The sequence below is a fragment of the Pseudomonas sp. NPDC087697 genome (assembly GCF_044743155.1).
In the GTDB taxonomy this organism is placed as follows: Bacteria; Pseudomonadota; Gammaproteobacteria; order Pseudomonadales; family Pseudomonadaceae; genus Aquipseudomonas.
Genome location: NZ_JBIUVW010000012.1, coordinates 78926 through 93828 on the forward strand (window position 1 = coordinate 78926; position 14903 = coordinate 93828).

The following is a 14903-nucleotide window of genomic DNA, read 5'->3' on the forward strand; positions in this document are numbered from 1 at the left end:
CCCCTCCCCCATGAAGCACAACGTCATCCTTGTGGTGCTCGACGGCCTGAATTACGAGGTCGCCCGCCACGCCATGGGGCATCTTCAGGCTTACGTCGGTGCAGAACGTGCCGCACTCTACAAACTCGAATGCGAACTGCCGTCCCTGTCGCGCCCGCTCTACGAATGTATTCTGACTGGCGTTACGCCGATCGACAGCGGCATCGTCCACAACAACGTGTCGCGCCTGTCCAACCAGCGCAGTGTGTTCCACTACGCCACCGCCGCCGGGCTCAGCACCGCCGCTGCGGCCTACCACTGGGTCAGCGAGCTGTATAACCGTTCGCCGTTCATGGCTGCCCGCGACCGTCACACCGACAACACCGAACTGCCGATCCAGCACGCGCATTTCTACTGGTCCGATCACTACCCCGATTCGCACCTGTTCGCCGACGCCGAGAACCTGCGTCTGCGCCATGCGCCGAACTTTCTGCTGGTTCACCCCATGAACATCGACGACGCCGGGCACAAGCACGGCCTCGACACCGCGCAATACCGCAACAGCGCCCGCTCGGCCGACATCATCCTCGCCGACTACCTGCAAGGCTGGCTCGACGCCGGCTATCAGGTGCTGGTGACCGCCGACCACGGCATGAACAACGACCGTTCCCACAACGGCCTGCTCGCCGAAGAACGCGAAGTACCGCTGTTCGTCATCGGTGATGCCTTCAGCTTCAATCCCGACGCGACCCCCAAACAAACCGAACTCTGCGGCACCGTCTGCGAGTTGCTGGGTGTTGCCCATGACAAACCCGTGTGCCGGGAGCTGCTCAAGTGAATTCAATCACCCGTGGCAAATGGCTGGCGGCGTTGTGCCTGGTGCCCTTCGCCCTGTTCTTCATCGTGTTCCAGATCGCTCCGCTGGGCTGGGTACTGATCAACAGCGTGCAATCGGAAGAGTTCGGTTGGGGTCTGGCCAACTTCAGCAAGATCTTCAACTCGAAGTTCTATATGCAGGCGATCCAGTACAGCCTCGAGATCAGCTTCTGGTCCAGCGTGTTCGGCATCGTCATCGCGATCCTCGGCAGCTATTCGCTGCGCCGGGTCGATTCGAAGCTGCGCAACTTCGTCAACGCCTTCGCCAACATGACCAGCAACTTCGCCGGCGTACCGCTGGCCTTTGCGTTCATCATCCTGCTGGGGTTCAACGGCAGCTTCACCATCATGCTCAAGCAGGCGGGACTCATTCAGGACTTCAACCTGTACTCGAAAACCGGACTGATCATCCTCTACACCTACTTCCAGATTCCCCTTGGCGTGCTGCTGCTGTACCCGGCCTTCGACGCCCTGCGTGAAGACTGGCGCGAATCGGCGGCCCTGCTCGGCGCCAACGGCTGGCAGTTCTGGCGGCACATCGGCTTGCCGGTGCTGACCCCGGCCTTGCTCGGCACCTTCGTGATCCTGCTGGCCAACGCCCTCGGCGCCTACGCCACGGTTTACGCCCTGACCACCGGCAACTTCAACGTGCTGCCGATCCGCATCGCGGCGATGGTCTCAGGCGACATTTCCCTGGACCCGAACATGGCCAGCGCCCTGGCCGTTGTGCTGGTGGCGTTGATGACCCTGGTGACCGTGGTCCATCAGTTGCTGTTGAAGAGGAGCTACCATGTCTCGCGCTGAACTGGGACCCGTCGGTGTCTACCACCGGGTGGTCGTTTATCTGCTGTTTGCCATTCTGTTGCTGCCGCTGGCCGGGACGCTGATCTACTCGATTGCCAGCAGTTGGTCGGCAACCGTTCTGCCCAGCGGTTTTACCTTCAAGTGGTACATCCAGCTGTGGAGCGACCCGCGTTTCCTCAATGCCTTTGGTCAGTCGCTGCTGGTCTGCGTGGGCGCACTGATTTTGTCGGTGGTATTGATCCTGCCGTTGCTGTTCGTGGTGCATTACCATTTCCCGAAACTCGACGCGCTGATGAACATCCTGATCCTGCTGCCCTTCGCGGTGCCGCCGGTGGTGTCTTCGGTGGGGCTGTTGCAGCTCTACGGTTCGGGGCCGTTTGCGATGGTCGGCACGCCGTGGATTCTGGTCGGTTGCTACTTCACCGTGGCGCTGCCGTTCATGTACCGGGCGATCACCAACAACCTGCAAGCGATCAACCTGCGCGACCTGATGGACTCTGCCCAACTGCTCGGCGCCAGCACCTGGCAAGCGGCGTTCCTGGTGGTGCTGCCAAACCTGCGCAAAGGCTTGATGGTGGCGTTGCTGCTGTCGTTCTCGTTCCTCTTCGGTGAGTTCGTGTTCGCCAACATCCTTGTCGGCACCCGCTACGAAACCCTGCAGGTCTACCTCAACAACATGCGTAACAGCAGCGGTCACTTCACCAGCGCGCTGGTGATTTCCTATTTCTTCTTTGTGCTGGTTCTGACCTGGGCGGCCAATATCTTGAACAAGGACAAAAGCCAATGAGCTATGTCAGCGTCCAACACCTGCAAAAAAGCTACTCACAAACAGGCTCCGCCGGCACCCCGGTGTTCAGCGATATCAACTGCGAAATCCAGAAAGGCGAGTTCGTCACCCTGCTCGGCCCCTCCGGTTGTGGCAAGTCGACCCTGCTGCGCTGCATCGCCGGACTGACCGCGGTGGATGGCGGCAAGATCCTGCTCGACGGCCAGGACCTGGTGCCGCTGAGCCCGCAAAAGCGCGGGATCGGCATGGTGTTCCAGAGCTACGCGCTGTTCCCCAACATGACCGTGGAGCAGAACGTCGCCTTCGGTTTGCGCATGCAAAAGGTCAACGCCGACGACAGCCGCAAGCGCGTGCTCGAAGTGTTGCAACTGGTGGAACTGAACGACTTCGCCAGCCGTTACCCACATCAACTGTCTGGCGGCCAATGCCAGCGCGTGGCCCTCGCCCGCTCGCTGGTGACCCGACCACGCTTGCTGCTGCTCGATGAACCGCTGTCGGCACTCGATGCACGAATCCGCAAACACCTGCGTGAGCAGATCCGGCAGATCCAGCGCGAACTGGGGCTGACCACCATTTTCGTGACTCACGATCAGGAAGAAGCCCTGACCATGTCGGACCGGATCTTCCTGATGAACCAGGGCAAGATCGTTCAGAGCGGCGACGCTGAAACCCTCTACACCGCGCCGGTCGATGTGTTTGCCGCGGGCTTCATCGGCAACTACAACCTGCTCGACGCCGCCAGCGCCAGCAAACTGCTGCAACGGCCGATCAACGGCCGCATTGCGATTCGCCCGGAAGCCATAGAACTGAGCCGCAATGGCGAGCCGGATGCGCTGATCCGCAGTCACAGCCTGCTGGGCAACGTGATCCGCTATCGGGTCGAGGCTCGCGGCGTGGAATTGGTGGTGGATGTGCTGAACCGTTCGGCGGCCGACTTGCATGCCGATGGTCAACGGCTGGCACTTTCCATCGATCCGACGGCCTTGTGTGAGGTAGCCTGATGCCTTTGCTGCGCACACTGATGTTAAAGAGAGAGCTGCACTGATGGCTTTGGCAATTTTTGATCTGGACGAAACCCTCATCCATGGCGACTGCGCCTCGCTGTGGAGCGAGCAAATGGTCCGCCTCGGCTGGGTCGACGGCGAATCCTTCCTGCGTCGCGACAAGGAATTGATGGATTCCTACGGCAAGGGCCACCTGGCCATGGAGGATTACATGGCCTTCAGCCTGGAACCTATGGCCGGACGCACTCCGGAAGAAGTCGAGCACCTTGTGGCACCGTGGGTCGAGGACGTGATCGAACCGATCATCTTCAGCGAGGCCTGCAAAGCCATCGCCGAACACCGCAAGGCTGGCGATCGGATTCTGGTGATCTCCGCTTCGGGCACGCACCTGGTCAAACCGATTGCCGAACGCCTGGGCATCGACGAGATCCTCGGTATAGAGCTGGAAGTGACTCACGGGGTCTACAGCGGCAATACGGTCGGCACCCTGACCTACCGCGAAGGCAAAATCACTCGTTTGCTGGAGTGGCTCGACGCCGAAGAGGAAAACCTTGAAGGCGCGAGTTTCTATTCGGACTCACGTAACGATCTGCCGTTGCTGCTGAAAGTCGACCACCCGCATGTGGTCAACCCGGATCCGATATTGCGCGAACACGCCGAAAAGGCCGGCTGGCCGATTCACACCTGGAAGTAACCGAGAACCTGTGTGGGAGCGGGCTTGCTCGCGAAGGCGGTTAATCATTCAACATTCATGTCGACTGACACACCGCCTTCGCGAGCAAGCCCGCTCCCACAAGGGTCAAACCAGGCTTTCGTCGATCACCAGCACCAACTTGCCCGACACCTGATTGGTCGCAAGCTCGGCAAACGCCGCTTCAGCGTCCTTGATCGGGAAGGTCCTGGCCAGTTGCGGACTCAGGCGCCCTTCGGCGAACAGCGGCCAGACATGTTGGCGTAGATCACTGAACAGATCCGCCTTGAACTGCTCATCACGGCTGCGCAGGGTCGAACCCAACAACTGGATCCGCTTGGCCAGCATTTGCACCAGATCCAACTGCGCTTCACGACCGCCCATCAGGCCGATCAACACCCAGCGACCGTCGCGCGCCAGCAACTTCAGGTTCAACGCGGCATAGTTGCCGCCGACCGGATCGAGGATCACATCGAACGGCCCCAAATCACTCAAACCCTCCAGCCCATCGGTGCGTATCACCCCGCCTTGCGCACCCAGCGCCTCGCAGTAGGCCAGCCGTTCCGCCGAACCGACGCTGACCCAGCACGGGTTACCGAACGCCTTGCACAGCTGAATGGCAGCTGAACCAACTCCACTTGCCCCGGCGTGCAGGAGAACTTTCTCACCCGGTTTGAGCGCGGCCAGTTGAAACAGATTCAGCCAGGCGGTGCTGTAGACCTCTGGCAACGCGGCCGCTTCGACCAGCGACAAGCCGTCGGGCACCGGCAATACGTGACGGCCGTCGACCACGACCTCTTCGGCCATCCCGCCGCCGGCCAGCAGCGCGCAAACGCGATCACCAATCTGCCAGGACGACCCCGCGCCGACCTCGCTGATCACGCCTGAACACTCCAGACCCAGCACCTGACTGGCCCCCGGTGGCGGCGGATAGAGCCCCGCCTTCTGCAACAAATCGGCTCTATTGAGGCCCGCTGCCGCCACTCGAATGCGAACTTGTCCTACGTCACACGTCGGACGCGGCTCTTCAACCCACTCCACTTGACCCTCAACGCCTTGCAATGCCTTCACAGTGCCTCCATAGTGAGTCTGGACTGAGCCCGTTGCTGTAGCGCCGGGCTTTTTGCATTATGCGACCGGCCCGAGGGTCGTACGAAAACCCGCCGAGTGGCGATCAGCCTGTTTTTAACACAGCATGATCGACACGCAGGCAGTTTGCGTAGAACCTTGTGGAACCGGCGACTTTAAAGACGGCCTAATATGCGTTATCAATTGCCCCCGCGTCGAATCAGCATGAAGCATTTGTTCCCCAGCACCGCACTCGCTCTTTTCATTGGCCTGGGCAGCTTGTCGCTGTCGCCCACAACGTTCGCAGCCAATAGCTGGGACAACCTTCAGCCCGATCGTGACGAGGTGATTGCCAGCCTGAACGTCGTCGAGTTGCTCAAGCGCCACCATTACAGCAAGCCGCCGCTCGATAATGCGCGCTCCGTGATCATCTACGACAGCTACCTGAAGCTGCTGGATCCGGCGCGCAGTTATTTTCTGGCCAGCGACATTGCCGAATTCGACAAATGGAAAACCCAATTTGACGAGTTCCTCAAAAGTGGCGACCTGAACGCCGGGTTCACCATCTACAAGCGTTACCTGGACCGTGTCAAAGCGCGCCTGGACTTCGCCTTGGTCGAGCTGAACAAAGGCGTCGACAAGATGGACTTCACCACCAAGGAAACCTTGCTGATTGATCGCAAGGACGCCCCGTGGCTCAAGACCAGTGCAGAGCTCGATGACCTGTGGCGCAAACGCGTCAAGGACGAAGTGCTGCGCCTGAAGATCGCCGGCAAGGAACCCAAGGCCATTCAAGAGCTGCTGACCAAGCGCTACAAGAATCAGTTGTCGCGTCTGGACCAGACCCGTCCGGAAGACATTTTCCAGGCGTACATCAACAACTTCGCCATGTCCTACGACCCGCACACCAATTATCTGTCGCCGGATAGCGCGGAAAACTTCGACATCAACATGAGCCTGTCGCTGGAAGGTATCGGCGCCGTGTTGCAGAGCGATAACGACCAGGTGAAAGTTGTGCGTCTGGTGCCGGCAGGCCCGGCGGACAAGACCAAACAGGTTGCACCGGCCGACAAGATCATCGGCGTTGCCCAGGGCAATAAAGAGATGGTCGATGTGGTCGGCTGGCGTCTGGACGAAGTGGTCAAGCTGATTCGTGGCCCGAAAGGCACCGTGGTGCGCCTGGAAGTGATCCCGGCCAGCAATGCGCCAAACGACCAGACCACCAAGATCGTGCAGATCACCCGCGAAGCGGTGAAGCTTGAAGATCAGGCGGTGAAGAAGTCGATCCTCAACCTGAAACAGGATGGCAAGGACTACAAGCTCGGGGTGATTGAGATCCCGGCCTTCTACCTTGACTTCAAGGCCTTCCGCGCCGGTGATCCGGATTACAAGAGCACCACCCGCGACGTCAAGAAGCTGCTGACCGAACTGCAAAAAGACAAGGTCGACGGCGTGGTCATCGACTTGCGCAACAACGGCGGCGGCTCCCTGCAGGAAGCCACCGAGCTGACCAGTCTGTTCATCGACAAAGGTCCGACCGTGCTGGTACGTAACGCTGACGGCCGGGTCGATGTACTGGAAGACGAAAGCCCGGGCGCCTTCTACAAAGGCCCGATGGCGTTGCTGGTCAACCGCCTGTCTGCCTCGGCTTCGGAGATTTTTGCCGGCGCCATGCAGGACTACCACCGCGCGCTGATCATCGGCGGCCAGACCTTCGGTAAAGGCACTGTGCAGACCATCCAGCCGCTGAACCATGGCGAGCTGAAACTGACGCTGGCCAAGTTCTACCGGGTTTCCGGGCAGAGCACCCAGCATCAGGGCGTGCTGCCGGATGTCGATTTCCCGTCGATCATCGATACCAAGGAAATCGGCGAGAGCGCCCTGCCGGAATCCATGCCGTGGGACACCATTCGCGCGGCTATCAAGCCGGCAGTCGACCCGTTCAAACCGTATCTGGCACAGCTCAAGTCCGAGCATGACGCCCGCTCGGCCAAGGACGCGGAGTTTGTGTTCATTCGCGACAAGCTGGCGCTGGCCCAGAAGCTGATGGCGGAAAAAACCGTCAGCCTCAACGAAGCCGAACGTCGCGCGCAACACGCCGACATTGAAGCCAAGCAGCTGGTGATGGAAAACATCCGCCGCAAGGCCAAGGGCGAAGATCCGCTCAAAGAGCTGAAGAAAGAAGACGAAGACGCTATCGCGGCCGAGCCAGAAAAGACCAAACCGGAAGACGATGCCTACCTGAGCGAAACCGGGCGGATTCTGCTGGATTACTTGAAACTGAACACCGCGGTCGCCAGCAACAAAAAGTGATGGCAATTTAATGCTGACGCTCCCGGATCGTCATCAAACAGTCATCATTCTGTCGTGAAATACAGGACTGGGCGCACTCTCTAATCAAGAGCGCGCCCAGTCCTTTTTTTATCGCCAGAGATCGCCATGACCACGACCGAACAGCTGAGTGCCTTGAGTTCAATCCTGGCTCAAAGTGGTTTGCACAGTCTGTTCCAGCCGATCGTTTCCCTCTCAGAACGACGCATCCTCGGTTACGAGGCCCTCAGTCGCGGTCCCTCCAACAGCCCTCTGCATTCGCCCATCGCGTTGTTCGCCGTGGCCCGCCAGGCTGGCCGTCTCAGCGAACTGGAAATGGCCTGCCGACACAGCGCCTGTCGTCGTTTCAATGAACAACAGTTACCGGGCAAGCTCTTTCTCAACGTCTCCCCCGAATCGTTGCTCGAAGCCGGCCACCAACCCGGTAGAACCCTACAAATGCTCCAGGACTTCGGCATCCCGCCAAGTCAGGTGGTGATCGAGCTTACCGAGCAAACCCCGACCGACGATTTTCAGTTGCTGCAAAACGCATTGCATCACTATCGGGCCATGGGCTTTTCGATTGCATTGGATGACCTGGGGGCCGGTTATTCGAGCCTGCGACTCTGGTCGGAGTTGCGTCCGGAATATGTGAAGATCGACCGGCATTTCATCGACGGTATTCATCAGGACGCGCTCAAGCGCGAATTCGTCGGCTCGATCCTGCAGATCGCCAAAGCCTCTCGGGCGAAAGTCATCGCCGAAGGTATCGAACTGCCGGAAGAGCTCGCGGTGTTGACCGAGATGGGGGTCGACCTGGTGCAGGGCTATCTGTTGTGCCGTCCGCAAGAGCATCCGCCACGGGATGCCCGGACGATGATGCCCAAGCACGACAGCAGCGCAGTGGTGCTCAACGATGAAGGCAGTGACCTCAGCGCCCTGCTCAACGAACATCCGGCGGTGGGCCGCGATACACCTACCGCTGACGTGCTGGAAGCCTTCCGTCGTCAAGCCAACCTGAACTCGCTGGCAGTGCTCGACGAACTCGGTCAGCCCTGCGGCATCGTCCACCGTCATTCGCTGTCTGACGCGTTGCTCAAGCCGTTTGCCACCGACCTGTTCGCACGCAAGCCGATCAGCCGTCTGATGAGCGACGACTTCCTCGCCGTCGAGCTCAGCCAGTCGCTGCAACAGGTCAGCCGGCTGATCACCAGCCGCGCCCGGCAGCGCATCGAAGAGGACTTCATCATCACCCTCAACGGCGGTTATTTGGGCCTCGGCCGAGTAATCGACGTGCTCAAACTGATTACCGAACTGAAAATCCAGCAAGCCCGCTACGCCAACCCGCTGACCCTGTTACCGGGCAACGTACCGATCCAGCAGTGCTTGACCCGACTGTTGCAACAGAGCCGCGAGTCAGTGATCTGCTATGTCGACATCGACAGCTTCAAGCCTTTCAACGATATCTACGGCTACGGCCGCGGCGACGAAGTCCTGCTGTGTCTGGCGCAATGCCTGAACGACCGCATCGACCCCAGCCGCGACTTCGTCGGCCATATCGGCGGCGATGATTTCTTGCTGGTCCTCGGCCCGGAAGACTGGCGCAAACGCCTGAACCAACTGCTCGACGACTTCCACAGCCAAAGCCGACGCTTCTACCGCAGCGAACACCTGGAAGCCGGCTGCTTCATCGCCCCCAACCGCCAGGGCGTCCGTCAGGAATTCCCGCTGCTGTCGCTGTCGATTGGTGTGGTGCATTTACACCCGCAGGCCTGTGGACAACTCGACGCCAGTCAACTCGCGGAAATGGCCTCACAGGCCAAGCATCATGCGAAGAATGTGCAGGGGCATAGTATTCATGTGATTGATAGTTTGGGGATGAGCCCCCAACTTCATACCCCGTAGGTGTTGATGTCATCCCTAAAATGACTCTAGCCATCGCTTATAGAAATCAAACTGTTCTTTTGGATCAGATACGATATCGGAATCTTCATAGTCAAAAGTATGAACTATCTGTTCAAAAGTCGCCGACTTACCCATCGTTAGTTCGTAAGCCACAAGCCCCATACTCATTTGAGAGCACATTCTTGAGGGCATAACATTAAGTTTTGCGCCTTTACACAGAAACTTTACCTGTGGGTGATCTTCCCTAATCTTTGCCAAGCACAAATAAAAATCCTGATGTTCATATTTTTTACTTACTCCATCGGACATTAAAAAATCAATGATGGCTGTGGATCTAGCACGATCAAACCGAAGTACCGCAGTTTCTCTTTTGCCGTTGACGACAATACAAACTTCAACCCTTTCCATTACTTTCTCCTGTTCGGGTTTGGAATGGAATATCCGACATTGCTACCATCCTTCTTGAGAGGAGTCACTCCCAAAATATCTCCGCTATCAATTTTCTTGGGTATGGCTATTTCCGTCTCATCTCCAAATGGAGTGTAGTTTCTTAGTTCTTTGTTCACATCAATGCCTAGAATCTTCCTTAGCGTATACAAATACCCTTTCTGGGTTTCAAATCGAGTTCCGAACTGAACTGCCGTAAACCGCGACGGTGATGTGCTCACAAAGTTACTCGGAGGATTATCGCTGTCCATTGCGTGCAGTAGTAAATCAGTGCTATCACCTTTGCTCTTAAACCCTTTTGCAAATATTTCGTTTGGATGTTTTGCATCCCCACGATACAGATAATCACCTTCGCCCTTTGGCGTCGGCAGCTTCCCCCCCTCTTCATCAACCCCCGCCCTCCCCGCCGGATTTTCCGCCTCCCCCGGCGTCTTGCACTTACCTGCGCCTGGGCAGTCATTCAACCCTAGCGGATCCACCCACCCCGTTGGGTTCCGGGTGTACTGATACCCGTTAATCCCTCCGGCGAGCTTGCTCGGATCCGGCGTCAGGTAGCGGCCGATATCCGGATTGTAGTAGCGATGCCGGTTGTAATGCAGACCTGATTCAGCGTCGAAATACTGCCCCTGAAACCGCAACGGCTGCTCAAGCTGTTCTTCGCCAAAGCGCTGGAGGCTGGCGAGTTTGCCGTAGGCCTTGTAGGTCACGGACCAGACAATCTCGCCGCTGTAGTCGGTGAGCTCTTGCGGTGTACCGAGGTGATCGAGTTGGTAGTAGAACGGGCAAGCTTTGCGCGGGCCGTAGCCATCAAGCATGGCCAACGGGCGAAAGCTGCCAGGCTCGTAGACGTAGCTGCGGTGATGCTCGCAGCTGTTTTCGGCGATCAGTTGTTCGCCTTGCCAGAAGAATTCGGTGGTGTTGCCGGCGATGGTTTTTGCGGTGCGGCGGCCGAAGGCGTCGTAGCGGTAGGTGGCGCTGCTGCCGTCGGGCAGGGTCACAGTGATTAAGCGGTGCTGACAGTCGTAGCGGTATTCGGTGACCAGTTTGTGCGCAGTGCCGCGACGTTCGCGGATCAGGTTGCCGAAGGCGTCGTAGTCGTAGTGGCGGTCGCCTTGCAGCAGCAGGCGATTGCCTTTGATCGTCGCCAGTCCGGGGCGATCCTGCATCTGCAGGTTGCCGGCCGGATCATGGCCGAAGCTTTCCGGCTGGGGATCGCGGGAGTGGCGCACACGCACCAGGCGGTTCAGCGGATCGTAGTGATAGTTACGCTGGCCGTGGCGACTGTCGGCGATGAAGTCGAGGCTGCCGTTGGCGCTGTAGGCGTAATCGCGGCGATAGCGTGGTTGTTCAGCGTGGGAGACGGCGTGGGCGTGCAACCGACCCTGTTCGTCGTAGCGGTACTGGCTGAGCAGTTGGCCTTGTTGACGCTGCTGCTCACGGCCGTGCGTAAAGGTGTGAGTGGTGAGCCGCGTGCCGTTGAGGTCAATGGCGGTCAACGCGCCGCCCTTGGCGTGGTGGTAGTCGAGTTTGCTGTTGTCCGGCAGGCGCAGGTGATTGAGCTGACCGCAGGTGTCGTAGCCGTAGCGCAGGGTGCCCCAGCCTTGATGCTCGGTGATCAACCGGTCTTGCGCGTCGTACTCGAACTCCAGCGGCCAGTCATTACCGTCGTCGACGCAGACCAGACGACCCAATGCGTCGTAGTGATAATTGACCTTGCTGCCGTCGGCCAGGGTTTTGACCAACAGACGTCCGGCGGTATCGCGTTGATAACCGGTAATCAGCCGCGAACCATCATCACCAAACTCGGTTTTTTCCAGCAGATGGCCGGTGAGGTCATAGGCGTACGCGGTGCGCCGACCGTCAAAACCGGTCTCCTGACGGATCAGCCCACTCGGGCCGTACTCCAGCTGGTACTTCTCACCAGATTCGTTTTCGATCTCGCTAAGCAGCAACCGTACGTTGTCGTAGCGATAGCGCAGTTGGGTGCCGTCGGCGTTGATCCGACGGCTGATCAGGTGCAAGTCATCGTCATATTCGTAGCGCGTGACCCGACCCAACTCATCACGTTCGGCAGTGACCTTACCGTAGGCGTTGTAGCTGAAGGCACGAGTGGCACCGCCGGGCAAGGTGGTCTGGATCAGCCGGCCGACGACATCCCATTGGTACAGGGTTATCGCGCCATATTCATCCTGACGACGGATCTGCCGACCTAACGCATCGTAAGCAAAATACCGCCGACCACCGTCCGGCAGCTGCTCCTCAGTCAGTTGCCCGAGGCTGTTCCAGGTGAGGACGTGACAACTGTTATCCGGGTAGCGGATCGACAGCAGTCGACCCCGATCATCGTAGTGGTAATGGGTGATGTGGCCATCAGGATCGATCTGTTCGGTGATGTCGCCTTGAGTGTTTCGCTGGTACTTCCAACGCGCCCGGCCCCGACGCATCACCCGAACAAAACCGTTGTGATACTCGTAGTGGGTCGGTTCGTCCTCTGGCGGGATGACCGCAAGCAACCGCCCGGCTTCGTTATAGATGTATTGGGTGACGCCACCGAGGGGATTTTTCTCGGCCACCAGTTGACCGTTATCGTCGTAAGCCTTCAGGTATACAGCACCGCCCGGCTCGACCTTGCGTACCAGGCGTGCCTGCTGGTCGTGGACGTAAACCTCTTCGCTGCCATCGGCGTTATGCACCGTGACGCTGCCGTTATCGTCCCAAACGTAACGCGAATCCATCTGCGCAAAACTGGCCCAATGGCGCACGCATCGAGCGGCCTTGCCTTCATGCTCCCATTCCCAGAAAAAGCTCGCGCCGCCGGCCAGTTGCCGCTGGAGAATCACCGCCTGATCGTCGTAGTCGTAACGCTCGCTCTCGCCCGCCGCGTTGGTGGCTTCGATCAAGCGATTGCGTTCGTCATAGCGGTAGGTGACCAGGATTTGCTCGGTCTGCCAGGCTTCATTGGGACTCGCAGTCGCGCGATAGACCTGATAGTCGACAGCGATCAGATGTCGTCGGTCGTAACGCAATAGCAAGGCGCGACCAGCGCCGTTATCGAGTCGTTTGATGCGCTCGGAACGGTCACGGCTGATGTGCAGACGGTTGTCGTACGCGTCACTGATGGCCGTGAGGTGGCCGTCGCGGAAGTGATAAAACCGTGGTGTTTCACCGGCCTGGGCGAGGATCAGCTCATCGGCGTCGTCGCCCAGATGAATCGCTGCACGGGAAAGGCGGTTGTGAATGGCCGGACGTTCGGCGCTGGGCTTTGGAAAGCGCGTGCGACGGTTTTCGTGGTCGATCCAGACGACGTCATCGCCGTCGATTTCCAGGCGATGCGCCAGCGAATGGCTCCAGCCAAAGCCCAGTCCGCTATCGAGCTCCACCGCACTGGTGCGATACAACCGGGTGAAGGCAAATGACAGCACGCCACACAGTTCGCCGTCGGTAAGGGTCAGTAGTTCTTCGCCGGTGACCATCGACACCGGACAGTTGTGGGTGGCAGTTTTGTCTGTGGTGTCGGCGCTGGCGCCATTGGGGTTTTTCGCCTGATCCGGGGCGTTGTCGTGATGCTCCTGTTTGCTCAGGCGGGTCTTGGGCCCAGACTTGTCACGGGCGATGGCCGCTGGATTTTTCACGTAAAGGGTTGGCGCTTCACCAGGACTGATCTTCAACGGCACACGGGGTGTCGGCGAGACTGGCGCCTTGTGCGCGCTCACCATCAGCGGCTTGAGTGCATCGGCATGACTGTTGAAACGCTGGTTGCTCGATACTTGCGCCAGCCGGACGCTCAAGGCTGCCAGCCACTTTCGAGCGCGCTCCGACTTGACCTTCCCCAATACTTTGGCGCCCGCACCCGCCCCAAGGCCCATCGGCCCGGTCACGCAGGCCAGCAGCAATCCGATCAACACGCCAGTGCGAATCTCGGCCATCACCTCAGCTTCGTACTGCGGCGGCAGCATCCGCAGCCAACTGGTGATGGCCGACAGATAGATGAACAGCAACGGTTCATCGCTGAGCACCAGTAATCCATTGGCAATAGCTTCCGTGGAAGCGGTGAGCAGGGTTTCGAGTTCGACCTGGGTCAGGTACTCGAGGAGTTTTTCACTGTTGGCTTGCAGGTCGGCCAGCAGTTGATAGAGCTGCTGAACGTCATCCCAAAGGTCGAGCAAGGCGCGTTCAACGCCCCGTTGATCAGCCTGCTGCAAGGCGTGGTAGCGCTCGATAAAGCCGCTTTGCGAAAAGCTCTCCCACAACGGCTGGAACTCGTTCGTCCACTCGCTTTGCAGCCAGTCTTCAAGCTCTGCAATCGTGGTTTGATAAGAGGTGTAGAGCGCCTTGACGTGGTCTTGAGAGACGTTGGGGTAAAAGGTGATTCGGTGACGCTGGCCACGCCAGCATTCGGGGACTTCAAGGATGCCGCTGGGGCCGATAGTTGCGTGAATCGGCTCGCCGTCCACCTCATCCCCACCAGGCCCATCGATCAATGCTTCGAGCATCACCGGGGTATTTCCGATCGGCACGAAACGCGCAGCCTCGAACATGTGCACCAGAGTCAGCGATCCACCGGCCGGACAGGACGCAACGGTGGCGCTGATCGGCGTGGTCGAGTTCTTCGGTGCGCTGAGGCTGACTTCGTTGCCGACCTTGAACACCTGCTCGACATCCAGTGCTGCGCCCGTCCAGAAACTTTCTGCCCAGGACTCGTAGTCACTGAGGCAATTGCGGAAATCATTGAAGACGGCCGCAATGTCCGGGCTTTTCGGGTTCAGCGCTGCGATGACCAGATGGCCGATCGCGGTGTTCAGGGCCTGAAGTTTTTTTGGATCGAGCATTCGCAATCCTTCGCGCGGTCGCTGTGGGGCGCGAGACTTTGCGGGGATTACGCGGGGAAAGAAGTCAGGACAATATGAGGATGATGTAGGGCGTTTCGTTAAAACGAAGGGAATGAGTCAATCAATTAGAACGGGCACTGCTTCATAGGCGAATACTTCACAAACGCCTGTAGGAAAGTGGCTTACCCGCGATCGCGGGCAAA

The 14903-nt window shown here is 58.8% G+C and carries 10 protein-coding genes; 7 read left to right on the forward strand and 3 right to left on the reverse strand.

Annotation, left to right across the window (positions count from 1 at the left end; all coding sequences use genetic code 11):
- The first annotated feature begins 10 nt into the window (after window positions 1–10).
- The 5 genes from ACIPIN_RS11665 to ACIPIN_RS11685 are packed head-to-tail and all read left to right on the forward strand — an operon-like array spanning window position 11 to window position 4144.
- On the forward strand, window positions 11–817 hold the full coding sequence (locus tag ACIPIN_RS11665) for an alkaline phosphatase family protein (RefSeq protein WP_401118588.1): 807 nt from the start codon (window positions 11–13) through the stop codon (window positions 815–817).
- Window positions 814–1659 carry an ABC transporter permease gene (locus ACIPIN_RS11670; RefSeq protein ID WP_401118591.1) on the forward strand — a complete coding sequence of 282 codons (846 nt, stop codon included), beginning with the start codon at window positions 814–816 and terminating at the stop codon, window positions 1657–1659. The genes ACIPIN_RS11665 and ACIPIN_RS11670 overlap by 4 nt, the downstream gene beginning before the upstream one ends.
- Window positions 1646–2446, forward strand: coding sequence for an ABC transporter permease (locus tag ACIPIN_RS11675; RefSeq protein ID WP_054593521.1), 801 nt, complete (start codon window positions 1646–1648; stop codon window positions 2444–2446). Before ACIPIN_RS11670 ends, ACIPIN_RS11675 begins: the two co-directional genes overlap by 14 nt.
- On the forward strand, window positions 2443–3447 hold the full coding sequence (locus ACIPIN_RS11680) for an ABC transporter ATP-binding protein (RefSeq protein ID WP_401118594.1): 1005 nt from the start codon (window positions 2443–2445) through the stop codon (window positions 3445–3447). The genes ACIPIN_RS11675 and ACIPIN_RS11680 overlap by 4 nt, the downstream gene beginning before the upstream one ends.
- 43 nt (window positions 3448–3490) lie before the next feature.
- A complete protein-coding gene (locus ACIPIN_RS11685; RefSeq protein ID WP_401118596.1) occupies window positions 3491–4144 on the forward strand; it encodes an HAD family hydrolase in 654 nt (217 codons plus the stop codon).
- Window positions 4145–4249: 105 nt separating this feature from the next.
- Here ACIPIN_RS11685 and ACIPIN_RS11690 read toward each other — a convergent pair whose 3' ends face one another.
- Window positions 4250–5212, reverse strand: coding sequence for a zinc-binding dehydrogenase (locus ACIPIN_RS11690; protein WP_401118599.1), 963 nt, complete (start codon window positions 5210–5212; stop codon window positions 4250–4252).
- A 222-nt stretch (window positions 5213–5434) separates the two neighbouring features.
- On the opposite strand from ACIPIN_RS11690, the gene ACIPIN_RS11695 reads away from it, so the two are divergent.
- Both ACIPIN_RS11695 and ACIPIN_RS11700 read left to right on the forward strand, forming a co-directional pair.
- Window positions 5435–7522: a carboxy terminal-processing peptidase gene (locus ACIPIN_RS11695; protein WP_401118601.1), complete on the forward strand. Its 2088-nt coding sequence runs from the start codon at window positions 5435–5437 to the stop codon at window positions 7520–7522.
- A gap of 126 nt (window positions 7523–7648) precedes the next feature.
- Window positions 7649–9424 carry a bifunctional diguanylate cyclase/phosphodiesterase gene (locus ACIPIN_RS11700; RefSeq protein WP_401118604.1) on the forward strand — a complete coding sequence of 592 codons (1776 nt, stop codon included), beginning with the start codon at window positions 7649–7651 and terminating at the stop codon, window positions 9422–9424.
- A gap of 15 nt (window positions 9425–9439) precedes the next feature.
- Here ACIPIN_RS11700 and ACIPIN_RS11705 read toward each other — a convergent pair whose 3' ends face one another.
- Both ACIPIN_RS11705 and ACIPIN_RS11710 read right to left on the reverse strand, forming a co-directional pair.
- Window positions 9440–9832, reverse strand: coding sequence for a hypothetical protein (locus tag ACIPIN_RS11705; RefSeq protein ID WP_401118607.1), 393 nt, complete (start codon window positions 9830–9832; stop codon window positions 9440–9442).
- Window positions 9832–14700, reverse strand: coding sequence for an RHS repeat-associated core domain-containing protein (locus ACIPIN_RS11710; protein WP_401118609.1), 4869 nt, complete (start codon window positions 14698–14700; stop codon window positions 9832–9834). Before ACIPIN_RS11710 ends, ACIPIN_RS11705 begins: the two co-directional genes overlap by 1 nt.
- Between the last annotated feature and the right edge of the window lie 203 nt (window positions 14701–14903).

Coding starts and splice junctions, on each gene's coding strand:
- ACIPIN_RS11665 (WP_401118588.1), top strand. CDS start 11: ATGAAGCACAACGTCATCCTTGTGGTGCTCGACGGCCTGAATTACGAG.
- ACIPIN_RS11675 (WP_054593521.1), top strand. CDS start 1,646: ATGTCTCGCGCTGAACTGGGACCCGTCGGTGTCTACCACCGGGTGGTC.
- ACIPIN_RS11680 (WP_401118594.1), top strand. CDS start 2,443: ATGAGCTATGTCAGCGTCCAACACCTGCAAAAAAGCTACTCACAAACA.
- ACIPIN_RS11685 (WP_401118596.1), top strand. CDS start 3,491: ATGGCTTTGGCAATTTTTGATCTGGACGAAACCCTCATCCATGGCGAC.
- ACIPIN_RS11695 (WP_401118601.1), top strand. CDS start 5,435: ATGAAGCATTTGTTCCCCAGCACCGCACTCGCTCTTTTCATTGGCCTG.
- ACIPIN_RS11700 (WP_401118604.1), top strand. CDS start 7,649: ATGACCACGACCGAACAGCTGAGTGCCTTGAGTTCAATCCTGGCTCAA.
- ACIPIN_RS11705 (WP_401118607.1), bottom strand. CDS start 9,832: ATGGAAAGGGTTGAAGTTTGTATTGTCGTCAACGGCAAAAGAGAAACT.
- ACIPIN_RS11710 (WP_401118609.1), bottom strand. CDS start 14,700: ATGCTCGATCCAAAAAAACTTCAGGCCCTGAACACCGCGATCGGCCAT.